The 26,533-nt window shown below is 66.2% G+C and carries 20 protein-coding genes; 15 read left to right on the top strand and 5 right to left on the bottom strand.

The window, feature by feature from the left end; genetic code table 11:
- Positions 1 to 193 precede the first annotated feature (193 nt).
- The 3 genes from HCH03_RS09475 to HCH03_RS09485 all read left to right on the top strand — a co-directional run bounded on the left by HCH03_RS09475 (position 194) and on the right by HCH03_RS09485 (position 3,291).
- Positions 194 to 1,495, top strand: coding sequence for an amidohydrolase family protein (locus HCH03_RS09475; RefSeq protein ID WP_221689296.1), 1,302 nt, complete (start codon positions 194 to 196; stop codon positions 1,493 to 1,495).
- Between the two features lie 506 nt (positions 1,496 to 2,001).
- Entirely contained in the window at positions 2,002 to 2,844 is an 843-nt protein-coding gene (gene modD, locus HCH03_RS09480) for a ModD protein (protein WP_221689297.1), read from the top strand.
- A 237-nt stretch (positions 2,845 to 3,081) separates the two neighbouring features.
- Positions 3,082 to 3,291 carry a heavy-metal-associated domain-containing protein gene (locus HCH03_RS09485; protein ID WP_221689298.1) on the top strand — a complete coding sequence of 70 codons (210 nt, stop codon included), beginning with the start codon at positions 3,082 to 3,084 and terminating at the stop codon, positions 3,289 to 3,291.
- Positions 3,292 to 3,381: 90 nt separating this feature from the next.
- On the opposite strand, the gene HCH03_RS09490 is transcribed toward HCH03_RS09485, so the two are convergent.
- Positions 3,382 to 3,807, bottom strand: a complete 426-nt coding sequence (locus HCH03_RS09490; RefSeq protein ID WP_221689299.1) for a TOBE domain-containing protein — start codon at positions 3,805 to 3,807, stop codon at positions 3,382 to 3,384.
- Positions 3,808 to 4,012: 205 nt separating this feature from the next.
- Positions 4,013 to 5,563 (bottom strand): helix-turn-helix transcriptional regulator, encoded by a 1,551-nt coding sequence (locus HCH03_RS16410; protein WP_246599917.1) that lies wholly within the window; start codon positions 5,561 to 5,563, stop codon positions 4,013 to 4,015.
- Between the two features lie 207 nt (positions 5,564 to 5,770).
- On the opposite strand from HCH03_RS16410, the gene HCH03_RS09500 reads away from it, so the two are divergent.
- From HCH03_RS09500 to HCH03_RS09545, 10 genes are all read left to right on the top strand, one after another.
- Entirely contained in the window at positions 5,771 to 10,192 is a 4,422-nt protein-coding gene (locus tag HCH03_RS09500; RefSeq protein ID WP_221689300.1) for an InlB B-repeat-containing protein, read from the top strand.
- 143 nt (positions 10,193 to 10,335) lie between these two features.
- Positions 10,336 to 11,697, top strand: coding sequence for a hypothetical protein (locus HCH03_RS09505; protein ID WP_221689301.1), 1,362 nt, complete (start codon positions 10,336 to 10,338; stop codon positions 11,695 to 11,697).
- Between the two features lie 4 nt (positions 11,698 to 11,701).
- Positions 11,702 to 13,126 (top strand): hypothetical protein, encoded by a 1,425-nt coding sequence (locus HCH03_RS09510; protein ID WP_221689302.1) that lies wholly within the window; start codon positions 11,702 to 11,704, stop codon positions 13,124 to 13,126.
- On the top strand, positions 13,113 to 16,154 hold the full coding sequence (locus HCH03_RS09515) for a hypothetical protein (RefSeq protein WP_221689303.1): 3,042 nt from the start codon (positions 13,113 to 13,115) through the stop codon (positions 16,152 to 16,154). The genes HCH03_RS09510 and HCH03_RS09515 overlap by 14 nt, the downstream gene beginning before the upstream one ends.
- A 10-nt stretch (positions 16,155 to 16,164) precedes the next feature.
- A complete protein-coding gene (locus tag HCH03_RS09520; protein ID WP_080144697.1) occupies positions 16,165 to 16,896 on the top strand; it encodes an ABC transporter ATP-binding protein in 732 nt (243 codons plus the stop codon).
- A 646-nt stretch (positions 16,897 to 17,542) separates the two neighbouring features.
- A complete protein-coding gene (locus HCH03_RS09525; RefSeq protein WP_221689304.1) occupies positions 17,543 to 18,088 on the top strand; it encodes a hypothetical protein in 546 nt (181 codons plus the stop codon).
- A 120-nt stretch (positions 18,089 to 18,208) separates the two neighbouring features.
- Positions 18,209 to 19,072: a hypothetical protein gene (locus HCH03_RS09530; RefSeq protein WP_221689305.1), complete on the top strand. Its 864-nt coding sequence runs from the start codon at positions 18,209 to 18,211 to the stop codon at positions 19,070 to 19,072.
- Complete coding sequence (locus HCH03_RS09535; RefSeq protein WP_221689306.1) at positions 19,072 to 20,256, top strand: FecCD family ABC transporter permease; 1,185 nt, start codon at positions 19,072 to 19,074, stop codon at positions 20,254 to 20,256. The genes HCH03_RS09530 and HCH03_RS09535 overlap by 1 nt, the downstream gene beginning before the upstream one ends.
- Positions 20,253 to 21,107, top strand: a complete 855-nt coding sequence (locus HCH03_RS09540) for an ABC transporter ATP-binding protein (protein WP_221689307.1) — start codon at positions 20,253 to 20,255, stop codon at positions 21,105 to 21,107. Before HCH03_RS09535 ends, HCH03_RS09540 begins: the two co-directional genes overlap by 4 nt.
- On the top strand, positions 21,104 to 22,411 hold the full coding sequence (locus HCH03_RS09545; RefSeq protein ID WP_221689308.1) for an ABC transporter substrate-binding protein: 1,308 nt from the start codon (positions 21,104 to 21,106) through the stop codon (positions 22,409 to 22,411). Before HCH03_RS09540 ends, HCH03_RS09545 begins: the two co-directional genes overlap by 4 nt.
- Here the strand turns inward: HCH03_RS09545 and brnA are convergent.
- Positions 22,408 to 22,662, bottom strand: coding sequence for a type II toxin-antitoxin system BrnA family antitoxin (gene brnA, locus HCH03_RS09550; RefSeq protein WP_080144702.1), 255 nt, complete (start codon positions 22,660 to 22,662; stop codon positions 22,408 to 22,410). The two genes, HCH03_RS09545 and brnA, sit on opposite strands and share 4 nt — an antisense overlap.
- Positions 22,649 to 22,969, bottom strand: a complete 321-nt coding sequence (locus HCH03_RS09555; RefSeq protein WP_221689309.1) for a BrnT family toxin — start codon at positions 22,967 to 22,969, stop codon at positions 22,649 to 22,651. The genes brnA and HCH03_RS09555 overlap by 14 nt, the downstream gene beginning before the upstream one ends.
- 387 nt (positions 22,970 to 23,356) lie before the next feature.
- Here HCH03_RS09555 and HCH03_RS16650 point away from each other — a divergent pair, with 387 nt between their 5' ends.
- Both HCH03_RS16650 and HCH03_RS09565 read left to right on the top strand, forming a co-directional pair.
- Positions 23,357 to 23,944 (top strand): RNA polymerase sigma factor, encoded by a 588-nt coding sequence (locus HCH03_RS16650; RefSeq protein ID WP_221689310.1) that lies wholly within the window; start codon positions 23,357 to 23,359, stop codon positions 23,942 to 23,944.
- Positions 23,941 to 25,626, top strand: a complete 1,686-nt coding sequence (locus HCH03_RS09565) for a DUF4179 domain-containing protein (RefSeq protein WP_221689311.1) — start codon at positions 23,941 to 23,943, stop codon at positions 25,624 to 25,626. Before HCH03_RS16650 ends, HCH03_RS09565 begins: the two co-directional genes overlap by 4 nt.
- Positions 25,627 to 25,829: 203 nt before the next feature.
- On the opposite strand, the gene HCH03_RS09570 is transcribed toward HCH03_RS09565, so the two are convergent.
- On the bottom strand, positions 25,830 to 26,195 hold the full coding sequence (locus tag HCH03_RS09570; RefSeq protein ID WP_185906021.1) for a hypothetical protein: 366 nt from the start codon (positions 26,193 to 26,195) through the stop codon (positions 25,830 to 25,832).
- Positions 26,196 to 26,533 lie beyond the last annotated feature (338 nt).

The raw sequence follows: 26,533 nt of genomic DNA on the forward strand, positions 1-26,533 counted from the left end.
CCGCCGCGTCATGCGGCGGCCCGTCGTCTCGTCTCCCCGGCATGATAGCATATATAAGGTACGGTCAAGGAAGATTGCCGGCGGAGCGGCAGATAGGGAAGATTGCCGTCGGCAATTACTAGATGCAGTCTTATAATGTGCGGAAGAAAACGGTGCGCCCGCCAACGAGGGCGCCTTCGAGGAAGGAGAGCCCATGCTGTTCGCAGACATCGACATCTTGGACGAGAACTTGGACCACCGGTCGCATCGCTGGGTGGGCGTGAAGGACGGCCGCATCGCCTATATCGGAGATGCGGCTCCCGCTGGGGCCGAGGCGGACGCGTACGGCGAGGTGTACGACGGCTGCGGCAAGCTGCTCATGCCCGCCTTCTACAACGCCCACGCCCATGCGCCCATGACGCTGCTGCGCGGCTACGCCGAGAACCTGCCTTTGCAGGCATGGCTCAACGACATGGTGTGGCCGTTCGAGGCCAAGATGACGCCCGAGGACAACTACTGGGGAACGCTGCTGTCGTGCGCCGAAATGGCGCGCTACGGCGTGGTGAGCTTCTCCGACATGTACTACCACACCGACGAGCGCGTGCGCGCGGTGGTGGAGTCGGGCTTGAAGGCGAACATCTGCGAGAGCGAGCTGTACTTCGAGCCCAAGCCGTTCTCCCAGTACAACGCCTGCGCGCTGTGCGAGGAGTACGTGGACAAGTACCACGGTGCGGCGGACGGGCGCATCCTCATCGACTACAACATCCACGCCGAATACACGTCGAACCCGCAGACCTGCGCCGACATCGCGGCCGTGACGAAGGAGAAGGGCCTGCGCATGCACCTGCACGCCTCGGAGACGAGAAGCGAGCACGAGGAATGCAAGCAGCGCCACGACGGCATGACGCCCATCCAGTACTTCGAGAGCATCGGCGTGCTCGATTCGCCCACCACCGCCGCGCACTGCACGTGGTGCGAGCCCGCCGACTTCGACATCATGGTGGAGCACGGGGTGTTCGTGGCGGCGAACCCGGCGTCGAACATGAAGCTGGGCAGCGGTTACGCCCCCGTTCCGGCCATGCTCGATCGCGGCGTGAACGTGTGCCTGGGCACCGACGGCATGGCATCGAACAACAACCACGACATGATGCAGGACCTGTACCTGCTGGCCCTGCTGTACAAGGGCTCCACGAACGACCCGTCCGTGGTCACGCCGAAGCAGGCGCTCGCGGCCGCCACGCGCATGGGTGCGCTCTCGCAGGGTCGCGAGGACTGCGGCCAGGTGAAAGAGGGCATGAAGGCCGACCTCTGCGTGCTGGACGTGACGGGTCCCTCGTGGGCTCCCATGACGAACCCGCTGGTGAACGTGGTGTACGCCGGCCACGGCTCCGACGTGTGCCTGACCATGAGCGACGGCGCGGTGGTGTACCGCGACGGCGCCTTCCCGACCATCGACGTGGAGCGCGCCAAGGCCGAGGTGGGCGAGCGCACGAAGCGCATCATCGCGGAGGTGTAGCTTTTCGGACGCGGCTCCTGCGTGTCGGCGGCTTGCGCAGGAGGGAATGTCGGCTATGGCCGACATTCCCTCCTTGCGATTGGCGGTTTGCCTTTCATGGCCGACATTTGCGGCAAGCGTGCTCTTCGCCGATGGGCTTTCCTTCCTTTGCCGCGAGTCCTCTGATCTCCGTAGGGGCGGGCTGCTGGCCGCCCGGTGCATGCGCCCGCCGCGTCGGCGACCGTGCGGCGAGCGCCTGGAAATTCTTCGGCCGCACAGGGAAGCTGTACCCAAAGTACAGCTTCCCCTCGGAGCTTGAATTGGTTATTCTATAACAGCGATATTCCCAATTGAGAATATCGTGCGCGGGACGGCGGCGGCTTCTCCCTGGTTCGCCGGCGTCGCCCCGCGTGTTTTTCGTCCGTGCCGCGTTTGCATGTGCGGTTTTTTGGATCGCGCCATGTGCGGGCGCGGTTCGGCCCGCGTTGCGCGGGCGCTTTGCGACAACGAGAGGTGGAAGGGGAAGCATGCTGCGAATATCCGACGCGCGCATCGACGGCTTCATAGCCGAGGACGTGCCCTACGTCGATCTGACGTGCGCGGTGCTGGGCATTGGCGACGAGCCCGGACAGATGGACTACTTCACGCGCGAGGACTGCGTGCTGGCCGGCACGGAGATCGTCCGGCGCATCATGGGCAAGCTGGGCTGCGAGGTTGTATCGGCGGTGCCGAGCGGCACACGCGTGGCGGCCGGCGACACGTTCATGAGCGTGCGCGGCGCTTCGGCCGACCTGCACGCGGCGTGGAAGGTGTGCTTGAACGTGTTCGACCACGGGTCGGCCGTGGCCACCAAGACGCGCGCCATGGTGGATGCGGCGCACGGCGCGAACCCTCGCTGCGAGGTGCTCACCACGCGCAAGAGCCAGCCCGGTGCGAAGGACCTGCTCACCGAGGCCGTTATGGCGGGCGGCGCGTTCCCGCACCGGTTGGGGTTGTCGGAGACGGTGCTTGTGTTCGACCATCACCTCACGTTCTTCGGAGGCTTCGACAAGTTCGTGGAGCAGCTGCCGGCCATCAAGGGCCGCTGCATCGAGAAAAAGCTGTTCGTGGAGGCCGATGCCGAGCGCGCCCGCGTGCTCGCGGCCGCCGGAGTGGACGGCATCCAATTCGACAAGGTGCCCGCAGACGAGCTGGCCTCGCTGGTACGCGAGCTGCGCGCCGTCGACCCGCACGTCACGCTCATCGCCGCGGGGGGCATCAACCCCGGCAACGCCGCAGCCTACGCCGCCACCGGCGTCGACGGCCTGGCCACCACCGCCCCCTTCGCCGCCAAGCCCCTGGACATGAGCGTGCGCATGCACGCACTGTAGGGAAGGGCGGAGGCGCATCGACGATGCACCGCCTCTGTCATCCTGGGCGGAAGCCGCGCAGCGACGGCGCGTTCCCCTCTGTCATCCTGCGCGGAGGCCGCGCAGCGGCCGCAGTCGAAGGATCTCCCCGCGGCGCCAGCGAAGCGCGCCGACGAGGGCGTCGGCGCAGGACCCTCGTCGGCGCGTTTCACACGAACCATGTGCACGACAAACAAAACGAAAGAAGGAGCGAACATCATGACTGTTGCAACGTTGAAGGTGACGGGCATGCACTGCCCGAAGTGCACGGCCCGCGTCGAGAAGGCCGTGGGCGTGCTGGAGGGCGTCATGGGCGTCTCGGCCGACTTCGAGGCCGACAAGGTCGATCTGACCTACGACGGCCAGCCGTCCACGCTGGACGCCGTGAAAGCCGCCATCACCGCCGAGGAGTTCGTCGTAGAGAGCTAGGCGAACCTTCAAAAAAAGAGGCCGCGCGATGCGGCCTCTTTCCAATGCTCGACAAAAGCCGGGCGATGATTTCGTATTGCTCGTGCTCGGTTATTCCACGCCCACGATGACGTCGGTGGACTTGACCACGGCCAGCGCCTCGGCGCCCTCGGTCAGGCCCAGGTCTTCGATGGCCTCGTTGGTGATGGAGCCCATGATGCGGTTGCCATCGGCCAGCTCGAGGGCCACGTGGCCGTTCACGGCGCCCTTCTTCACGGACACGACCTTGCCGGCCAGCTGGTTGCGGGCGGACAGGCCCTTGATGCGCTCGGTGCCGGCGGCGAACATGACGTTGCTGGCCTTGATGACGGCCACGGCGTCCACGCCCTCTTTCAGGCCCAGGTCCTTGATGGCCTCCATGGTGATGTCGGCCTTGATGGTGGCGTTGCCCAGGTCGATGGCGACAACGCCGTTGACGGCGCCGTCGGTGACGGACGAGACGGTGCCCTTGAGCTGGTTGCGTGCGGAGATCTTCATGATGCGCTCCTTCTTGGTTGGAGGAGGGCCGCCGACCTTTTCGGCGAACCCGTTGGTACGCTTGCCATTATGGATGGTTTCGCCAGGAAGGGAAGGGCCCGCGGCGAATCGCCCCCGGTTCGTTTCGTTTCGTCCATTCTCGTCACATCTCGCACAATGAAACGGCGGGGCCGAGAGGTATCGGGGCGGTTGCTTCGGCGAAAAACTACCGCTCCGAGAACATTTGCATGAGTTCCTTCTTGTTGTGCACGCCCAGCTTGTCGTAGGCGTTCTTGCTGTGGAACTTCACCGTGCGCTCGGTGATGAACAGCTCCTCGGCTATGCCTCCCAACGTCTGCCCGTCGATGATCATGGCCACGATCTCGCGCTCGCGCTCCGTCAACCCGTAGGGCTCCATCAGCTTCAGCTGGTGCGCACGCAACGCCTCGCGGATGTCCTCGAGCGAAAGCGGCTCGGGTTTCGCGGTGGACTCGGCCGCGCGCTGCTCGGCTCCCAGCTGCCTGATGCGCAGCACCATGTAGAGGATGGCCAGCACGGCCACGAAGGCGATGACGACCGTGGCCGTGCTGGTGAGGGTTTCGAACCCTATTCCCAGACTCTTGTTGATCCATGCGCCCAGATACGGCACGTACAGGGTGCCGCTGCCCAGGATAAGCAGGGCGAAACAGGGCACGAAGGGCAGGCGCGCATCGGCTATCTCGCGCGGGAACACGATCCAGCAGAGGATGACCAGGCAGTTTTTCGCGCTCAGTACCATGCCGAGCGACGTGGTCATGGTTCCCGGCAGCTTCATGGAGAACAGCAGCAGCCCGCCGACGAGCAGGATGAGGGCGATGCCCGCCATGAGCTGCATGAGCAGTGCGGGGTTGCGGGGCTTGGCCGGTTCCGGGGAGCCGTCCGGCTCTGCAGGCTCGTCGGTCGGCACCCCTTTCCGTCCCGCTTCGGCCTTCTTGGAAGGGAAGTACAGCAAGCCTCCCGCGCCGATAAGCAGCAGCCCCGCGACGGTGAGGGCCAGCATGCTAGCGGTGACGATGTTCGAATTCGTGAGATAGGGGTTCGCCGTCAGGCCGCTGAAGAGCGAGGCCGCGAACGTGCACAGGCACAGAACGACGATGAGCATCCACGGCAATCGGCGCAACGCGTCGGGGTCGATCGGCTCGAACGTGAAGAATCCGTTGCTGGCCGTGTGGAGCGCACGATCGGCCTCGTCTCCCGCAGCCTCCGACTCGTTCTTTCCCAGCGCGCGGAAAAGGCAGATGCCGGAGCAGGCGGGAAGTGCTATCGCAGCCAACGGCGCCGCTTGAGAGCTCAGAAGCGAGCACGCGAAGAGCAGGGCGGCCGAGCAGAGCCCCGCCGCGCACACCAGAGGGATGAGGGCGCGATAGCTGAACAGGGTGAGCCGCTCGCCCCACGCCACGACGAGCAGGGCCCCGCAGCCCATCTGCAGGCAGAAGAACAGCAGCCGGACGCCCTCGCTTCCGGCGAACGCGTATCCGAACCCGCAGGCGCTCGCGACAAGGGAGACTCCCAGCAAGAACTTTCGCCCGGGCTCCACGGCCAGCAGTCGGTTCAGAAGCCCGTGCAATAGCAACGTGATGGCGAACACGGCGCAAACCGCCGCGCTGCCGTTATGCACGGCGGCATCGCGCGCAAGGCACAGGTAGTCGCTCGTTTGCAGCCAAGCGAGCAGACTCGAGAAGCCAAGAAATGTCACCAGGTTGTAAGGCATGGAGCCAGTATAGCGCCTGACGCCCATTGTTCGCCACTAACATTATTCTTTTACTCGAATAGTCAAAATACTGTCCCTAAAGTACAGGGTAAGAATTATACTAATTCAGATATTATTCTGTGCGAAGGTGTGCATCGACAAGGGACTTTCGCGCAGCCTCCGTTGAAGCGCAGGAAAGTCGTGTGCGGTGCCGATACCGAAGGACGCTATTACCGGAGGGAAAGGAGCATAGGGATGAACAAGCGTAAAGCCACAGAGTCCTGCAAGGGAGGTGTTTCCCGTCCCATGGCTTCCGCATGCGGAAGTAGTTTGCCTTACGGCAAACTGCTCAACATACTCATCGCCATCGTGCTGTGCTGCGGCTTGATGATACCGACGACGTTGACGCGCACGCAGGCGTTCGCCGACCCATCGGAGTCCGCCGCAGAACAGCAAGAGGAAACGCAGCCCGCGGTCGAAGGCGAAACCGAGGGCGAAGCTTCTGAAAACGAAGCGGTTGCGTTCGAATCTGCGTCGACGATAGAGGCCGACGACCAAGAGGCCCCCGTCGAGGAAACCGCCACGACCGCTTCTAACGAGGTCGCCGCGATGAGCGACGAGGCCCCTGCGGCCGTGTGCGAGGTCGACGGCTACAGCGTGAGCGCCCGCCATACGGGCACGACCGATGACGATGCGGTGCAGTACGTGGATTTCGTCATCAACCCGGGTTACGGCAGCGTCACGGTGACGGACGCCGACGCCTTGGCGCAGAGCTTCGCCATCGTCAGCTCCAGCGGCTCGCCGGATTCCCGATACACGTCCGTTTCCGCCAAGGTGAGCGATGACGGCGACTCCATTGTGGTGACGGGTCAGCTCGGCTTCGCGCTGACGGACGGTGTGGCCCACGTGAGGACGGTTTCCCCCGACGGGATCGTCACGGGCTGCACGGCCGAAACGTACGTGCGCGGATCCGGCTATGTGCAGGCACCCGTCAAGTTCGACGGCATCGATACCGTCGTGCCGAGCGGCTTGAACTTCACGGCCGTCAGCTATGTGCCCGGCACTGAAACGGTTCCCGCGAGCACTACGTTCAAGCTCACGGGCAAGGCGAACGTGCGCTCCATGAACCATGTGATCTGGATGTCGAACGGCGCTTCCATCATCCCCTCCAACGGGGCTGCGACGAACGCCGGTTACTCCCAAACGACGGTTGCACACCAGCACAACTATCTGAGCATGACCGAAGCCGACGCCGTTGCGTCCATCGTTTCGAACGCCTACAACGAAGAGGGTTCGAGGACGCTTGCGCAGTACGGCTACTCCATTAAAGACAACGAAGACGGCTCGTTCACGGTGACGGCCGACAGCCCCAAGGCCGGCGAGGTCATCGACGCTTCCGTGTACGATGACAATTTCCTGCAGGCGAACGGCCTGGACATGGACACGCCGCTCGACGACAAGACGTCGCTGCCTGCCGGTCCGGCCACCATCGTCACGACCGAGATCCGCAGCCGCGCCGCGAGCGATCCGGCCACCGCCTCCATCGCCCTCAAGAACGTGGGCTCGGGTTGGGCCGAGGCTTCCAAGACCATGAAGGTCGCCTGGCTCAAGGACGGCCAGCCTTCCGATGAGCAGACGTTGACCGATCAGCAGTGGGCCCTTTCGGGCAGCACCATCAAGGTCACGCGCACGGCTGACGATCCGGTGTTCGAGACGACGAAGGACGACGCAACGGCCGACGATCCGTACATCCAGGAGCGCATGTACCGCGTGACCATCGAGGCCGACGGCTTCCCGGCGGTGACGAAGGACATCCGGTTCTACACCAATTACAACAGCGGCACACTCGAGATCCGCGAGAAGGACGGCTCCGATAATTCCGCTGTGACCAAAACGGTGGACTTCACCGAGGAGCAGGTCAACGACATGCTCACGTTCCAGAACGGCAGCTCGTCGTGCGGCCACACCGGTGTGCGCACGTTCTCCGGCTACGGCGCCACGATAACCGACCTTCTCAAGGAGGCGAACATCGACTTCGAGCCGGGCGACACGCTGAAGATGCGCTGCACCGACGGCGACGGCACCGACAAGTACTACTGGCGCGGCGGCACCTGGACCTACGAGGAGCTGCTGGGGAACCAACGTTACTTCCTGAGCTCGCTCTACACCGACGACGACGTGCAGAACCTGTTCATCGAAGCTGCCGCCAACGCCGCCGAAGCGCCCGAGAACACGGCGTTTCGCCAGGCTGCGGCTGCCGCCACTAACGTGCCTATGATCCCCATGATCTCCACGGGCTACGTCGAGACCATGCTCGATGCCAGCAACATCAAGGGCGCCGAGCTTCCCGACGAGACCAACACCAAAGACAAGATCAGCAGCCTCGTGGGCAAAGAGAACAACTTCCGCTTCATCTACGGCATCACGATGACCGACCAGTGCACCGTGTCGTTCGACGCGGGCGAGGGCGTGAACATCAAGCCTCAAACGGTCAAGGGCTCCAAGCTGATGACCTCCACGCCCGAGCAGGAGAACACCACCATGAGCTCGTGCTACTGGGTCATCGGATTCGATATCATCAAGGGCGATCACACTCCCGTGACCGATGATCCTACGCCCACCACGGTGACGAAGCCCGTCGACCCGACGCGCGAGGGCTACGCGTTCGGCGGCTGGTTCACCGACGAGGCCTGCACGCAGGCGTTCGACTTCAGCAAGCAAGTCGATTCCGATACCACGCTGCATGCCAAGTGGACCGTCAATCCGGCCACCATCCCCACGGAGAACGTCGAAGTGCGGCTTCGCGGAGAGTCCCCGTCCATCTCGCTGACCGATGTGACGGCGACGTGGGCCGATGCGAACAAAACCGTGACGGTCGTTCCCTTGAAAGACGGCAGCCCTCTTGGAAACGCAATCACCCTGAATGCGGATCAGTGGGATTTCGAGGCCAACTCCCGCGATGCCACCAAGGGTTGGATCAATTTCCATCGCACCGATGCCGACCCCATTTTCACTACCGATGTCGATGACGGATCGGTGACCAAGGACGGCGACTACAAGCGCATCCGCACCTATCGCGTCACCATCACCACTGAAGACGGCGCCGTGTCAACGGCCGACCTGCCGTTCTACACGCAGTACAACGACGGCGCGTTCGAGATCCGCGTGAAGAGCGGTTCGGCCGATTCTTCCGCCACGGAGACGGTGAAGATCACCAAAGAAGACGTTGAGACGCTCATGAGCTTCCAGAGCGGCAGCTCGTCGTGCGGCATGACGGGCGTGCGCACGTTCTCCGGTTACGGCGCCACGATAACCGACCTTCTCAAGAAGGCTAACATCGACTTCGAGCCGGGCGACACGCTGAAGATGCGCTGCACCGACGGCGACGGCGACGACAAGTACTACTGGCGCGGCGGCACCTGGACCTATGAGGACTTGCTGGGCAAGGACCGCTACTTCCTGAGCTCTCTGTACACCGATCCTTCCGTGCAGCAGAAGTTCATCGAGGCGGCAGCGAACCCTGAAGAAGCCCCGGAGAACGCTGCGTTCCGCAAGGCTGTGGCCGCAGCTCAAAACACGAAGGTCGTTCCCATGATCTCCACGGGCTACGTCGAGACGATGCTTGACAGCGAGAACATCCAAGGTGCCACGCTGCCGACCGAGGCGAATACCAAAGATCAGATCAGCAGCATCACCGGCCAGGAAAACAATTTCCGTTTCATCTACGGCATCACGATGACCAACGACAAGCACACGGTGTCGTTCGACGCCGGAAACGGCTCTTCTATCGCGTCCCAGACGGTGAACGGCCCTCTCATGACCTCCACGCCCGAGCAAGAGAACACCACCATGAGCTCGTGCTACTGGGTCATCGGGTTCGACATCATCAAGGGGTCGCACACGCCCGAGGCCGAGGACACCACGCCGAGCGCGGTGACGAAGCCCGCCGACCCGACGCGCGAAGGCTACACGTTCGGCGGCTGGTTCACCGACGAGGCCTGCACGCAGGCGTTCGACTTCGATGCTGCCGTCGAGGCCGACGTGACCCTGCACGCCAAGTGGATCGCGAACGGCGGCGATCCGACTCCCGAGCAGCCTTCGACCGGCACCAAGACCGATCCGGCGACGGGCGTTGCGGCGAGCGGCTCCGTGCTCGCTCCTGGCGGCAGCGCCGCCGACGGCAGCTTGAAGGTGTCGGAGATGCTGTCCTCGAGCGACCGCTTCCAGGAGCTGAAATCGAAGTACGCACCGGCGAACAACCTGCTGTTCAAGGTGTTCGACGTGTCCCTGCAGAACCTGAACGGCGTTGAAATCACCGACTTGGGCGCCGACGGGCTCACGCTCACGTTCCCGGTGGGGGCCGAGTACAACGGCAAGCCGGGCACGATCATCCATCTGCACAAGAACGCAGACGGCACGGTGTCCGAGCAGCGCAGCGCCGACGGCCAGAAGGTGGTCGACGGCAAGCTGTCCATCTCGGGCGTCAAGAACTTCTCCGAGTTCGTGGTGATGGTGAACGACAACGCCGCGACTGCGGGAGGAAACGCGTCCGGTACGACGTTGACGAAGACGGGCGACAGCCTGCCGGTCGTTCCGATTGCGTGCTTCGGTGGGGCCGCCGCGCTTTTGCTGGCACTGGCGATGCTTTCCCGTCGCCGCACCGGCGGTAGGGATTAAGGTTCTTCGCCTAACTGGCGTGAGCCATTGCGTTTGAAACGTGCCCGGAAGGGCGGTGCGAGAGAGGCGCCGCCCTTCCGGGTTGCGAAAGGCGGCCGAGTTTCGGCCGTGCGACAAGAGGAATACGATCGAGGGGGATTCACGTGGTTTCGAAAACAGCCGTCAGAAGGGCTCGTCCCGACGCGCGCGCATCGGCGTTTGGAATAGGGTTGGCGATCATGCTGGCGCTCGCGATGCTTCCGGCGCAGGCGTTCGCCTACTACAACCGGGGCAGCGTGTCGGTTGCTTTGGGAACCACGGCCATCGAGGTGCAGGCGGGGGCCACGGCGAGCGCGACCGTGTCCATCACGCCGTCGTCGGACGATCAGACCGAGGGGTGCGGCATGCCCAAGTGCCCGCAGGGGTGCGCCGAGTCCTGCGCCGACGAGAACGGGCAGTGCCGTTGCTCCGGCCCCGACTACAAAACGTACTATCCCACGGCGGTGGCGTCGTCCAGCAACGCGAGCGTGGCCGTGGCCACCTACAGCGGAGGCGCGCTCACCGTGTACGGCAAGTCCGAAGGAGAGGCCGTCATCACCGTACGGGCCTCGCTGCGCCAGTTCACCGATGCCGAGGCTGCGCTCAAGGTGACGGTGTCGGGCACGGCCGCCGGCGCCCAAACGGGCTCGACGGCCTTCGTCGACGTGCCCGAAACGGCCATGGCCGACCAGGAGGACAAGGCCGCCTTCGTGGAGAAAACGGTCATGGGTCGTCCCGTGCACAACGTGCGCATCGGCGACGGGTGCGACGCGGCCAGCCGCCTTGCGGAGATGGCCGGCGTCGACGGCGACGTGACGTTTTGGGAAGGCGACACGTACTACCATCCGAACTACTCGCTCACGTTCAACGGCACCACCTACGTTGCGTCCGCCGTCCAGACCTTCGACGTGAGCCTTGCGGTGTCGACCGAGGCTGCGGGCGTGCTGAACCAGCCGCTTTCCGGCGTGCAGAACTTCGTGGCGGTCGATTTCGCCTGCAAGGGCGCGCTGCCCGCTCCCGCAACCGTGTACGCCCTGGCCGGAACCGCGCTCTCCGACGACGACGCCGTGGCGTTGTTCTCGTACGACAGCGCGGCGAAGGCGTTCGTGAAAGAAGACGCGCCCGCCGCCATGGTGGGCGGCTACGCCACGTTCACGGTGCAGGAAGGCAAGACCTACGTGGTTTCTTCGCGCGACCTGACGACAGAGGCCAAGGCCATCGTCATGGGCGGTTCGACCTCCGCCCAGCAGGGCGGCAGCTGCTGCGATCCCACGCCGGCCGCAGCGGCCACGACCGACGGCGCGTCGTGCTGCGACACGCCGAGCACCGCCATGGCCCCGATGGTTCCCCTTGCCATCGGCGTCATCGTGGTGGCGGCCGCGGCGGCCATCGTCGTGATCATCATGACCCAGCGCAAGGGCAAGGGCGCGGCGGAAGCTCCGGTTCCGCCGATTCGGGCTGGGAGCGACCGAAATGAAAAGGAGTAGCATCATGGGCATTCGGTTCAACGAGAGGGCGGTCGCCTCCGGCTCGACGGCGAAACGTTCGTGGCGGGCGCCGGCGGCGCTGCTCGCCTGCGCGCTCGCGCTTGCGCTTGCGGCATGCCTCGTCCCCACGACCAAGGCTGCGGCCTATTTCAGCTTCGGGACGGTGGGCGTGTCGCTGGGAAGCTCGTACGCGAGCTTGCAGGTCGGTTCGTCCACCTCGGTGAGCGTGTCCATCAGCCCGTCGTCGTCCGATCAGACGCTCGGTTGCGGCATGGCGAAGTGCCCGCAGGTATGCGACACGGAAGAGTCGCTGGCCGCCGGGTATTCCTGCTTCGATGCCAACGGGCAATGCACCTGTTCCGGCAGGTCGTATTCGACGTATTATCCCGATGCGTACGCGTCTTCCAGCAACGCCGGCGTCGCGACCGCCTATCTGAGCGGCTCGACGCTCGTCGTGACCGCCAACGGACCGGGCTCGGCCACCATCACGGTGGGCGCCTCGCTGCGGCAGTACGCCGACGGTGCCGCTTCCCTGCAGGTCGATGTGAGCAGCCCCGTTTCCTCTGGCGGTTCATCGTCGGGCGATGTCGGTTCTCCTGCGCCTGCTCCCGTCCCGAGCGTGCCGTCGGCAACGCCGAGTGCGACCGGCGTCCCCCAGGCCGCCGAGGCGGTCGAGTCTAAGAGCGACGAACTCAACGAGACCGTGCTGGACACCGTGGCCGGCAAGGTGATCTTGGTCGAGCGCAACGGCCACGAGGATGCCCCGGCCCAGCTTGCGAAAATCGTCGGCACCTCCGACCAGGTGGTGTTCTGGCAGGGTGCATCGTCGGAACATCCCGATTATTCGTGGACGTTCGTTGGCGCCGATCTCGCGGAAAACGCTGCTTCCATGCCGTTCGATCCCACGCTGTCGATTTCGAAACTCGGAACGGGCAACGTGTCGAACATCATGAAGCAGGCGAAAGACGGGCTGGTGCTGGACTTCGCGCACGAGGGGCCGCTGCCGGGAACGGCCTCCCTGTACGTGAACGTCGACGCCTCGTTCGCCGATGGAACAAAGCTCGGGCTGTACTGCTACGACGAGGACGCCTGCGCGTTCAAGCAAGTTGAAACGGAAGTGACGGTCGAAGGCGGATACGCTTCGTTCAAGATCGACCACTGCTCGTCCTGGGCTCTTTCGACCGACGACCTTGCCGCCTACCGCTTGCAGGAGACGAACACGCCGGGCGCGAAGGCCCAGGTCGAGCGGGCCGTGCAGGCCCAGGACAACATCGCCGACGAGGGCTCGAACGGCTGGATCGTGCCGGTGGCCGTGGGCATCGTCGTCGTGGCCGCGGCGGTCGTCGCCGCCGTCGTGCTCGTGCGGCGCCGCAAGGCTGTCGCGTCGGAGCCCGAAGCGGGGGAGGCGCCGGTCGATGCAGACGAATAGGCTGCTGGCCGTCTTGGCGGTCGTTGTCGCGCTGGCTCTGGGCGCGCCGTCGCCCGCGTTCGCGGCGATGGGCGGCATGGGCGGTTCCGGCTCGTCCGAGGGCATGTCCTCGGACAGCGCCGTCGCGCAAAGCGCGAACGACGACCCGAACGCGGAGCAGCTCGGCCTCATGCCGAAGCTCTTCCGCCTCACCGGCGAGAGCCGCGCGTCCCAAGGCGAGGGCAGCCTGCCCGTCGAGGGCGTGGGCGCCGTCTTCCCGAACCTGCTGTCCGTGAACACCACGCCCGCGTCCATCAACACGGGCATCGAGTGCCACATGGACGAGGTGTGCGGCTTCGACCCCTGCACCTGCGGCAAGCCCGACGCGTGGGGCCACTGCGCGTGCGGCGGCTTCCGCGAGACCGCCCCCACCGTGACCATATCCACGAGCGACGCCAACGTGGCGCAGATCGTGCAGGCGTTCGGCCAGACGTGGATTCTGCCCGTCGGGCCCGGCGCGGCCACGGTGCAGATCACGGCCGACCTCGTGCACTACCGAAGCGCCAGCTACGCGTTCGACGTGGAGGTGGCGCCGTTCGGCGTGGTGGACGCCCTGCTCATCGCGGCGGCGTTCCTGTTGGCGGTGGGCGTTCTGGTGGGCCTGTTCTTCCTCGTGCGGCTCATCGTGCGCCTCGTGCGACGCAAGCTGGCCGAGCGCCGCGCCTGGAAGGCGCGCGGCGACGAGCTGAAGGAGGAGTTCCCTTTGACGTGGCGCGCCAAGCTCCAGTCCGAGAAATACGCGAAGTCCCCTCGCGGCCGGCGTCGGCGCGGGGGGCATCGCCGTCCGTTCGCGCACGACTTCCTGTTCTCGCTGCGCCAGGCGGCCCCGGTGCTCGTGGCCGCGCTCGCGCTGTTCGCCGTGCTCGTGCCGGTGTCCACCTCGGTGGTGAACGACATATCCGTGTTCAACGTGAACTACACGCACGAGCAGTTGAAGTTCCAGTTCTACGCGCAGGAGCTCGCGCCTGTCGTCAACGCGGCGTGCGTGCTGTTTGGCGCCGTGCTGGCCGTGGTGCTGTTCCGCTTCCTGCTGGTGAAACGCGCCACCACGGCGTTCTTCTCGGTGGGCCTGTCGCGCGTGAAGCTGTTCTTCTCGCGCTACCTGGCCGGCGCCGTGTGCATCGTGGTCGGCATCGCCGTGCCGTTCGCCGTGTCGCTGTTGCTGAACCATCTGGCGCTCGGGCTCTACGACGGCGAGGTCCACGAGTTCTTCTACGTCACCTGCGGCTATATCACGGTGGCGCTCGCGGCGTTCGCGCTCGCGGGCATCGCCGTCATCTGCGCCGGCACGCTGTTCGAGACGTGCACGTTCGGCGTGGCGCTGCTGGCCAGCGTCAGCGTGGTGCTGTGGGGCGTGGGCGTGCTGGCCGACTACCTGCTGGTGGGCAACGCCTCGGGGGCGGCGCTCTACGGGCAGGCGGTGCAGGTCGAGCCGTCGTTTTTGTCCCAGCTGTCGTGTCTGAACCCGTTGCTGTTCTTCTCCGACGCGGGCGGTTCGCACCAGTTCTTCATGGCGCTGCATCCCGTGTACTATCCCGTGTTCGGATCGTGGTCGCTCATCATCGGCTGGTTCGCGGCGTACCTAGCGCTCTCGGCGCTGGGGCTGGCGGCGTTCTGCCGCCGTCGCGGCGAGCAGGCCGAGATGGCGGGCAAGGCTCCCGTGTTCTCGCTCTTCTCCGTGGCCGTGCTGGGCCTGGCCGCCTTCGCCGCCGCCGTGGCCCTGCTGGGCTCGGTGGACGTGGCGGTGGCGCTCGTGGTGGGCGCGGCGCTGTTCGTGCTCGTGTCCCTCGTGCTGCTGTTCGGCCCCCTGCGCGGTCGCACCGCGCGCCGCACGACGCTCGCGTGCGTGGGCGGCGAGCTCGCGGCCATGGCGGCCGTCGTGGCGGTGGTGGCCGGCGGGGCTTTCGGGTACGCGGGCTTCGTCCCCGCCGCCGAGGACGTGGAGAGCGTGGAAGTGTCCTACAACGGCTCGCCCAGCTATCTCACGCAGGGCTTCTCGGGCGTGGCCAGCGGCTCGTCCTACTACTACACGTCGTACCGCAGCTACGGCCAGGAGTCGTCCGTCGACATCGTGCGCTCGCTGCACGGCCAGCTCATCGACTCGGCGCGCGCGACGCGCGAGACGAACTACGAGGACTTCCAAAGCTCGGTCGTGCCCTACGACGTGGTGCTGCGCTACCGCATGAAGGACGGCGGGGACGTGGTGCGCTACTACAACCAGGCCACGGTGGGCGAGCTTTCCGCCCTGCTGGCCCTGGACAACGACGCGCACACCCACGAGCTGGAGAACGCCGTGGTCACGGGCGATACGAGCGGCTTGTCCGACGAGGAGCGCGAGGCGCTGTCGAAGTCGCCCTCGTACAACGCCTATCGCGCCGGCTACGTCTACCTGGGCGACGGCGCGCTCAACCGCATCATGCGGGTGGAGTGCACCGACGAGGAGCGTGCCCAGCTCGTTGGCGCCTTGGCGCACGATTTGGCGAACACGAACGCGAACGAGCGCTACCTGCCGTCCAAGCCGGCCCGCGCCGCGCTCATGTTCACGCTGTCGCCCGAGCTGGACGTGGTCTCGTTCGGCTATTCGTTCAGCAACGCCGTCACCTACGTCACGGACGACTGGACCGAGACCATGGCGTGGCTCGAGGGCAAGGGCCTCATCGACGCGTTGGGCGGGCAGCTGGACTCCAAGGTCATCGAGCAGCTCACGTTCCAGCTCGACGACCCCTACGCGTCCATCAACAAGGTCACGCAGCCGGTGAGCCGCTATTTCATGGCGTACCGCAGCGAAACGGCCGGCCAGTACTGGATCACGCAGGACTACGGTGCCCTCAAGGTGGTCGACGAGCAGAGCAAGATCGCCGAGATCGTGCCGAACCTGCGCATGGGCTGCTACATGACGGGCGGCTACCTGGTGCAGGCGAAGCTGCGCGGCATCGAGGCGTACGTGTACTTCTACCTGCCGGCGGAGCTCGCGCCGTCGTATCTGTAAGGGGGCGCCCATGATAGAGGTGGCGAACATATCGAAGCGCTTCGGGGCCTTCACGGCGCTCGAGGACATCACGCTCACCGTGGCCGACGGCATGGTGTACGGCCTGGTGGGCTACAACGGGGCGGGCAAGACCACGCTGCTGAAGATCATCGCCGGCGTGTACAAGCCCGACGCCGGCGAGGTGCACATCGACGGCGTGCCCATGCACAGCGACCGGGTGAGCCACGACTCGCTGTTCATCGTGGCCGACGAGCCGTACTTCCTGCCCCAGGCCACGCCTGAGACCATGCGCTCGTTCTACCGCGGCTACTACCCGCACTGGTCCGACGACGTCTACGAGCGCATGCTGGCTCTGTTCGGCCTGGACCCCTTGGCGAAGGTCACGGGCTTCTCGAAGGGCATGCAGCGCCAGCTGGGCATTCTGCTGGGCTTCGCCACGGGTGTGAAGACCATGCTTTTGGACGAGAGCTTCGACGGGCTGGACCTGGGGAAGCGCAACCTGCTGAAGCGGTTGCTGAAGACGTACGCGCACGAGCGCGGGGCCTCGGTCATCCTGTCGTCGCACAACCTGCGCGAGCTGGAGGACGCGGCCGACCATCTGGGCATGATAAAGGGATGCCGGTTGACGTTCGACGGCAGCGTGGCGGACGTGCACGAGCAGTATCCGGGGTCGTCTTTGGAGGAGATATTCCTGTCCGAGGGCGGGAATAGGGTTGAGGAAATCGATGGCATTTTCGCTTGAAAATCGGGTGGTGGCCGCAGGGGTCGGGGACTCGGGGGCACGGCGCTCGGGCAGTCCTGGCTCGCACGAACAGCCCGCAGGGCTGTTCGGCTCGTGCGGAATCTCGCGGCGCGCCCCCGAGTCCCCGACCCCTGCGGGGGACTCGCTTTGTCGGCTGGGTGAGGGGGGGATACAGCGGAGCGCCTTCGGCGCTTGCTTTGGAAGGATGTTCCGTCCCGCACCGGGCCAAGGTTCTGCGGCCCGTCATCCCGAGCAAAACCGAAGCGCCGCCCCCTGTCATCCCAGGGGAAGCCGAAGCGCCACCCTTTGTCATCCTGAGCGGAGCGCGTCAGCGCGGAGTCGAAGGATCCCGCGCGGCGCCAGCTGCAACGCTCCCGAGCAAAACCGAAACGCTGCCCTCTGCCGTCCCGAGCAAAACCGAAGCGCCATTCCCTGTCATCCTGAGCGGAGCGTGCTAGCGCGGAGTCGAAGGATCCCGCGCGGCGTCAGCCATGGCGTTTCCTCAGGGGGCCGCCACGGTTGCGCAGCCCTCGCAGGCGGTATCGCGGCCTGGCGCTTCTTTTTCCTCTCCCTCGTCTTGGCGTTCGCGACCTGCTTGGCGTTCGCCTCGCCGGCTTTCGCGCTTTCCTCCACGGCGGATCGCGTTGTGGAGCCGGTCGAGGTGCTGCGGGTCAGTGCCGGGGCGTTCGGCTCGGAGTCGGCGGCGGTCGTCGCCGACGGGGCGGGGGAGCTGGCGTTGCCGCGGTTTTGCCCGACGGCGCTTTCGGCGGAGTGCGACCCCGCGTCCATCGAGGCGGGCGTCGATTGCGGCATGGATTGGATGTGCGGCATCGAGCCGTGCCTGTGCGGCTCGGCCGACGCATGGGGCGGGTGCTCGTGCAACGGGCTGGAGACGACGTCGCCCACCGTGTCGTACGCGTCGTCCGACGAGGGCGTCGTGCGGGTGGAGGAGGCGGCGGGGCGGGTGTGGCTCGTGCCCGTCGCGCCCGGCACCGCCACCGTCACCTGCACGGCTTCGCTCAAGCACTTCGCCGATACCGAAGCGCGCCTTGCGGTGACCGTGGGCGGCCCGACGCTCGCCGACGGCGTGCTTGCGGGCCTGTGCTTGCTGGCCGTCGCGCTGATCGCGGCGTGCGTGCTGCTCGTCCGTCGCGCGATGAAGCGGAGGAGGCGCCATGCGGGCCTTTCGTAGGGGCGATCTCCTGATCGCCCGTTCGCGCGCAGCGCGAAAAGCAACTGTTGCCGGGTTTTCCGGCTTCGCCGGAACGGGCGATCGGGAGATCGCCCCTACAGGTTCAAGGGGGTTGGGGGAATGGTGATGAAAAACGCCGTGAAGACGGCTTGCGCGGCCGTTGCGCTCGCGCTTTGCGCGCTCGCGCTCGCCGGCTGCGCGCAGGCGAAGGTGGCGGACGATTCGCCGCGCGTCGCCGACGTGCGGCTCTCCAGCACGAGCGCCATGACGGAGTCTTCGCAGGACGTGGAGGTCAAGCTCGTGTTCGACCAACCCGTGTCCGTGGCGGCCGACGCGGCCGACGACTTCGAGGTGCGGCTCAACGGCAGCCCGCTCGACGGCGGCGCCGTGGCGCTCGACGTGCGCGGCTCGGCCGACGGCGTCACGTTCGTGCTGCATCCCGCGTCCAGCGCCAGCACCGCGGGAGGGAAGGGCACGTTCTTCGCGCTGTACCAAAGCGGCTTCTCCGTGGCGGCCAAGCGCGCGGACGGCGCGTTGCCGTCCGTCACGGCGGCGTCCGGGTCGTGCGCCGTGCTCGACGCGCCGGTGACGGGCACGCTGCCCAGCGGCTTGGCTATCGAGGTCATCGACGCCCGCGCCGGCTCGGCGCAGGACAACCTGCCGGCCCAGACCTCCTTCAAGGTGACGTCCCCGGCGCTCGTGCGCGCCATCACCTGGTTCTCGCCCGACGGAGGCGCGACGAAGCTGCTTAAGCACAACCACACGTTCGCCGACGCCGACGCGCAGGACTGCGCGGCCGACTTGGCGAAGGTGGTGGGCGAGACGACCGGGCTCGGCATCGTGGCCAAGGCTTCGGGCGACACGGTCACGCTCACGGCCACGGCGGTGAGCGACGGGCAGACTATCGACCCCGTGGTCGTGGAAGGCGTGGGCGTGGAAGGCGGGACGTACGACGCTTCCCAGGGCACGGGGGAGGGGGTCTGATGGCTGCCGATCCGCTGGCCGTCGCAGCCGCGGTCGACGAGCTTCCGGCCGTGCGCTCCACCGCGCCCGCTTGCGGCCCCGCCGAAAACCCTGTCCGCGCCGCTTCCGGTCGCACGTCGGGAACCGCTCCCGCGAAGGCGCCCGGACGCGCCCTCAGCGCTGCCGACGGCACGCCCGCCGCGCGTCGTCGCAAGGCGCTCGTGCTGATCGCGCTCGCCGTGCTCGTGGTCGCGAGCTTTCTGTTCTCGCTCACGCTCGGGCGCTACGACATGGACTTCGGGCAGGTGCTCGCCTTGTTCGCCGCCCCGTTTTCGAGCGCGGCCGAAGCGACGGACGCCAACGTGTTCTTCACCATCCGGCTGCCCCGCGTGCTGGCGGCGCTCGTGGTGGGGGCCGCGCTATCGGGTGCGGGCTGCGCGTTCCAAGGCATCTTCAAGAACCCCATGGTGTCGCCCGATTTGCTGGGCGCGTCGGCGGGCGCCTGCTTCGGCGCCGCGCTCGGCATCCTGCTGTCGTTCGGGAGCTTGGGGGTGGAGATCGCCGCGTTCGTAGCCGGCGTGGCGGCCGTGTTCGTAAGCTACGGGCTTTCCAGCGTCATCGGGCGGCGCATGAGCGGCGTGCTCGTGCTCGTGCTGTCGGGCCTGGTGGTGGGCAATCTCTTCCAGGCGTTCACCTCGGCCGTGAAGTTTTTGGCCGACCCGAACTCTCAGCTGCCCGAGATCACGTTCTGGCTCATGGGCGGCCTGTCGTCCGTGCGCGAAGGCGACCTCGCAGGTCTTCTGGCCGCGTTCGCGGTGGGAGCGGTGGGCATCATGGTGCTGCGCTGGAGGCTGAACGTCATGGCCCTCGGCGACGAGGAGGCGCTCTCGCTCGGCGTGAACGTGAAGCGCACGCGCCTGGCCGTCATCGCCTGCGCCACGCTGCTCACCTCGGCCTCGGTGGCCGTGGCGGGCATGGTGGGCTGGGTGGGCCTCATCGTGCCGCATCTGGCGCGCTTTTTGGTGGGTTCGGACCATCGTGCGCTCGTGCCGGCGTCCATGCTGCTCGGTGGCGCGTTCCTCATGCTGGTGGACGACGTGTGCCGCAGCATCTACACCACCGAGATACCGCTGTCCATCCTCACGGCCATCCTGGGCGCGCCGCTGTTCGTGTACCTGATCTGCCGGCAGAGGAAGTCGCTGTGAGCGCCCGCGAAACGGCGCCGGCCGTGTCCGAACGCGTCGAGGCCCGCGCCCTTGCCCTCGAAGTCAGCCATCTGGCCTGCGGCTACGGCGGCGATCCCGTGCTCGACGACGTGTCGTTCTCGCTCGCGTGCGGCCGGGCGCTCGTGCTGCTGGGCCCCAACGGCGTGGGCAAGACCACGCTGTTCAAAACCGTTCTGGGCTTCTTGCCGCGCCTTGCCGGCGACGTGCGCATCGAAGGCGAGGACGTGCGCGGTTGGACGCGCAAGCGCTACGCGCGCTCGGTCGCCTACGTGCCGCAGACGCACGATTCCGCGTTCGGCTTCACCGTGCGCGAGATGGTGCTCATGGGCCGCACGCCCTCGCTCGACGGCTTCGCCGGCCCCGGCCGCGAAGACGAGCGCGTCGCCGATGCGGCCATCGACGAGCTGGGCCTGGCCGCGCTGGCCGACCGCGACTGCACCACGCTTTCGGGCGGCGAGCGCCAGATGGTGCTCATCGCCCGGGCGCTCGCCCAAGAGCCGCGCCTGCTGGTCATGGACGAGCCCTGCGCGAACCTCGATCTGGGCAACCAGGTCATCGTGCTCAAGCGCATCCTCGCGCTCGTGGAGCGGGGGCTCGCCGTGGTCATCACGTCCCACGACCCGAACCATGCGTTTTTGCTGGGCAGCGACGTGGTGTGCGTGGGGCGGGGTTCGGGCGTCACGGCGGGCGCGGCGCGCGACGTGCTCACGGCCGAGGCGCTGGGCGCGCTGTACGGCATCGAGGTGGGCGTGGGCGAAGTGAGGGGTTCCGGAGGGAAGAGGGGCGTGGCCTGCACGCCGTTTTTGGAGAGCGAGAGGATCGTCCCATGAAAAACAAGCAACGCGAGAGCTACGCCGACCGTGTCCGCGGAAACACCCGAGGGGAGGGGCGCGAGCGCGCCCTGCCTATCAAGGCCGCGCCTTCGTTCGACGACGGGCTTGAGGGCGCTTCCGCATGCTTGTCCGCGGCGCGTCCGTCCCGCGCGCCGCGCGCTTTCACGCGCCGAAGCTTCCTCGGCTTGGCGGCCGTCGCGGCGGCGAGCGCGTGCGCGGGCGGCCTGCTCGACGGATGCGCCGGCGCCGGTTTCGCGCAGGGCAATCTGCGCAACGTCGCCGACATGGGCGGGCGCAGCGTCATGGTGCCCGAGCAGATCGACCGCGTGTTCTGCACGAACCCCATCGGCACGGTCGATTTGTTCGCCCTCGCGCCCGAGAAGCTGGCGGGTTGGAACTTCCGCCCGGCCGGCGACAACAAGAAGTACATCCCCGACGAGTACTTCGCCCTGCCGTCGCTCGGCGTGTGGATGGGCGCGGGTTCGGTGCCCAACGCCGAGGAGATCGCCGCCCAGGACCCCGACGTGCTGCTGTGCTACTGGACGGCCGACGAGGTGGGCGGCGGCATGGCCGACGACATCCGCGACGAGACGGGCCTGCCCGTGGTGCTTGTGGACTACGACGTGCGCAGCGCCCCCGAGATGTTCCGGTACGTGGGCGGCCTCGTCGGCTGCGAGGAGCGGGGCGAGGAGCTGGCCGCCTTCTGCGAGCGAAAGCTCGCGCGCATCGAGCGCATCGCCGCCAGCATTCCGGAATCGGAGCGCAAGTCCGTGTTCTTGGCCCAGGGCAACGACGGCCTCACCACCGATCCGGTGGGCAGCATGCACGTCACCGACGCGCTCGAGCTCATCAAGACGGGCAACGTGGCCGATATGCCCGGCACCGAGGGCAAGGGCATGGGCATGCCCAGCGTGAACCTGGAGCAGATCATCACCTGGAACCCCGACGCCGTGCTCGTGGCTGAGTTCAACATGAGCGACTCGGAGAGCTCCGACATCTACGGCGCCATCCAGCAGGACGCGCACTGGAACAACGTGCCGTGCGTGAGGGCGGGCGAGATATACCGCATCCCCCAGTCGCCGTTCTCGTGGTTCGGCCGTCCCCCTTCGGCCGCGCGCGTGCTCGGCTGCCTCTGGGTGCTGAAGGTGCTCTATCCCCAGTACGCCTCCGACATCAACATGCGCGACGAGACCGTCGAGTTCTACCGCACGTTCTACCGCTACGACGGCTTCGACGAGTACACGCTCGACCAGCTTCTGGGGGCCGCTGGCATCGACAGCGTCACCGGGGAGAAGCGCTAGACGGCCCGCCGTTCCCTCTCGGCCTCGATGCGCTCGGCGAGCCACACCTTTATAACGGCTTGCCGGTTGATAGAGAGGCGAGCCGCCTCTTCGTCGAGTGCGTCTATCATCCATAGGGGCATGTCCACGTTCACTTTGCGCGTGTCCCTATTCGGACGGGTAGCTCGGTCGAAGTCGAAAACGTCGGACATGTCTTCACCGGCATCGAATCTTTCGACAAGATTGTCGGCGTTCGTTTCAGGCGTCGCCATATCGCTTTGCCTCCTTTTCGCTGGCACGACGAGCCGATATGATACGGATCGCGTCGCCCCGCTCGGTTGCGACGGCCGCTAGGCACCGACCGTCCACCATGCCGAGGGCCATGAATCGTTTCTCCCCCTTCTTCTTGGCGGGAATCCTCAAGTAGTCGGGGTCGTCCCATATTCTCCGGGCCTCTTCGAATGTGACGCCATGCTTGGCCTCGTTGGCGGTATTTTTTCCCGCATCGTATTCGAATCGGCGTAGCCTATTATCAATAGGTATCAAGTATATACCCTTTGGGTATCCATCGCTATCCATTTATCGCCTTCTTCGCTTAAGGAAACGATTGCCTTGTTACGCCGTGGGAATCTCGTTCACCTGCGACGCCGCCTATCCAACTATAGCAACGCGACCTTGCACGGCGACCGTAATCGAACCGTCGCGGAACCGCGCAGACCTTGCCCGTTTCATGCGCAGGCACCGTGCGAACCTTGCTCGAATCTCGCACGGGTGCCGCCCCTATCTTGCACGTTTCCAGCGCGGAAGCCGTGCGAACCTTGCGCCGCCGGTGCGGGCCGGGTTTCCGTCCGTTCGCACCGCCCGCCTCCACCGCGCGGCCCTTTCCAGGTTTTTTCAAAATCGCCTGTAACCTTTTCCGCTTCCGGCGCGTCTAATAAACAATCGACGCGAAAAGGAGGTCCCTGCGTGAACGAACTCGTGATACGCGCCAAGCAGGGCGACAGCGATGCGTTCGTGGAATTGTTCGAGCGGCACAAGCTCGCCCTATGGAAGGCCGCGATGGCGGTGCTCGACAACGCCGACGATGCGGCCGACGCGCTGCAGGAGACCGCCGTCAAGGCGTGGAAAGCGATCCCCCTGTTCGAGGGACGCAGCGCCGTGGGCACCTGGCTCACGCGCATTCTGCTGCGAACCTGCTCCGACGTTGCGCGCAGGCGCCGCCGCGAGACTCCGTGCTCCATGGACGATGGCTTCTTCAGCGAAGCCTTCGGCGCGGCGGGCGAGGAGCGGGGCTTCAACGGGCGCAACGCCGTCGGAAGCGTTTCTGCCGTCGACCACGACATCGTGCTCGACGTGCGCGGCGCCGTCGACCGGCTCTCTGCCGACGATCGTTTGCTGCTCACGTTCTTCTATGTGGACGATTACCCCACGCGCCACATCGCCGAGATACTGAACGTATCCGAAGGCGCCGTGCGCACCCGGTTGTCGAGGGCGCGGGACCGGTTCAAGGCACTGTACCTAGGAAAGAGGCAAGAGGAGGTCGAGGCGGTATGACAGGCTCCAGCAGTCAGGACGGCTCCAGCAAACGGGGCGCCCGCAACAACGAAGACGAGCTCGGACGGGAGGTGCGCCGCCTCTACGACGTGCAGCGCATACCGCCCAAGGCCCAGGTCAAGCTTGAAGAGACGTACGCGGCGCTCAGGACGACGCCGCAGAATCGGCCCGGTTCGCAGCCGGCCGCTTCTACGGAGAGCCGCAACGCCCGAGAAGGCGTCGGCCGTCACGCGCCTGTGCGCAGGGCCGTTCCCGCGCGCGGTAAGGGCAGGGCGCCCCGCGTCGTCAAGCGCGGCGTGGTCGTCGCGGTGGCGGCCGTGCTCGTGGTCTTGCTGTGCGGCACGGCCTTCGCGGCCTCGCGTCTTTTGCAGATGCAGCCGGGCGAGACGGGCTTCTTCGAAACCGGCGGCAACCTGCCGGTGTACGACAGCCTCAAACCGGGCGTGTCCAGCCTGAACGCCCCGGTGGGCGACACGGTCGACGTCGAAGGCGTGCAGGTGACGCTCGACTCGGTGTCGTGCGACCGCAACGTCGTGAACCTGTTCTTCACCCTCACGAAGGAGGGCGGCTTCGATTTGGCCGAACAGTCGAACTACGAGGGCTCGCAGGAGAACGAGTGGTCGCGTCTGCAAAGGCTTTCGCCCCGCTTCGGGTACGCGCTCACCAGCAACGGCGAGGCCGTGGGCACCGGCTCGGTCAACCTGCTGGACGCGTACCGGGAAGGCGACGCGGTGAAGGTCATGCAGCGCATCGTTCCGGAAACGACGCTGCCCGACCAGGTGGACATCGCGCTGGAAGGCTGGGCTCCCTGGGCCGTCGACGCGGTGAACGGAAAACCGAGCTTCTCCCTGGCGGTTGGCATGGATCTGAGCACGGTCGCCCAGCCGCGCGAGCTGGGCGCGCAATATCTCGTGTTCAGCACGAGCGAGGGCGACAAGACCATAGGCATCCAACGCTTCACAGCGTCCGAGTTGGGCTGCGTCATGGTGGTGCGCAACGACAACGCATGGACGGGCGAGCCCGGGACCGAAGGATCGTCCTACGGGCCGCCCGACAACGTGCTGAGCCCCCACGCGCTCAAGGTGGTTGACGATCAGGGCAACGTGCTCACTCCTGTGGGTGCCGGTGACGGGTCGGGAGGCACGAGCATGGACGGGCCCCAGGTAATCGAGTTCGCGAACCTCTCTCCCGATGCGAAGGCCGTCACGTTCTCGCCCATGACCTCCATCGATTGGGAATCGCTTTCAGTCGACGAGCGCAAAGCGCGCAACGAGGCGAACGTGCAGCACGTCGACGTGTCGCAGGTGGGCGCGCAGCTTCCCACGAGCGAGTACGGCGGCTACGAGCTCACGGGCTGGGACGTGAGCGACGGCACGGTGAGCATCTCGCTCGAGCCGTATGGCTGGCAGGCGAACGGCAGCTACATGGAGCTCGTGTCCGAACAAGAAGCCACCCTGCTGGAAAGCACATGGACGGATCCCGACACCGGCGAGACGGGCACGGGCTACCATTCGGGCATCATGTATCGCAAACGCGACTACCTGACAGGCGCGTTCGTGCAGATGGTCTCGTACTACGCGGCGCAGGACGAAGAGCTGCGCGGGCTCACGCAGTACTCCTACCTGTCCGCCTTCGACACCTATCGCGAGGAAACGGACGCGGCGCAGACGCTTTCGTTCTAGACGGCCCGATGCGAAAAAGGGGCCGAACCTAAAGCGCCGTCCGTTCGCCCCGTAGGGCAAGGGCTCTGCCCTTGCCGCTCGATAAGCAGTGCTTCCGCGGGTCGAGCGGGCGGGGCAAGCCCCGCCCCTACGGAAAGGCGACGAGGGCGCGCGTTTCCGCGGCCCTCGATACGGCCGTTGCATTACGCGCGCGTTCGCTCCGGCTACTTCCCTCGCAGCTTCTTCACGCCGCCGGCTGCGATGACGGCCCCGCCGCCGATGGCGAGCAGGCCCGGGCCGGGCAGGATGAGCATGGGCACGCCCGCGAGCATGACGACGCCGCCCACGGCCGTCTGGACCGCGCCAGCCAACCGGCTCGGCTTCTTCGCCGCGCCCTTACCGTCGATCACCGTCGCCTTCGCCACGCCACGCGCCGCATCGGCGGCCTTGGACGCGGCCTTCCCGGCTGCCTTGCGACCGTAGGAGGGAGCTTTGAAAGCGGCCTCGGCGGTGGACTTCGCAGCGCTCGCCGCCTTGTCGCGGACGCTCGCCACGGGGTCGACGTCGATGATGGGATCGTGCTTGCTCATGGGGCACCTCGCTCGTTCGCGCTCGCGTTTCGTTCCTTCCGATTATACCGCCTTGCCCTCAAGCGGGCTTTCGCCGCACCCGTTCGTCATCTCGCGGCGACGAATTCTCCGCAGTCCCTCCGCCTGCAGGTTGGCACTGCCCGGCAAGCGCGCCTTCCACCCCGTCCAGCCGCCCCCCGGTTCTTCATGCTGCGCCTGAGCACGTAGCGCGGCGGGGCCGCTCCGACTATTTCCCTGCACGCAATTCTCCAAAATCAGTCGTCCGCTGTTAAACCACCATTGACATATACCCGTACCTTTCGCCGATTGTCCACCTATTGATGCAGCTCATAAACGGA

The sequence above is a fragment of the Gordonibacter massiliensis (ex Traore et al. 2017) genome (assembly GCF_019731765.1).
GTDB classification, from domain to species: Bacteria; Actinomycetota; Coriobacteriia; order Coriobacteriales; family Eggerthellaceae; genus Gordonibacter; species Gordonibacter massiliensis.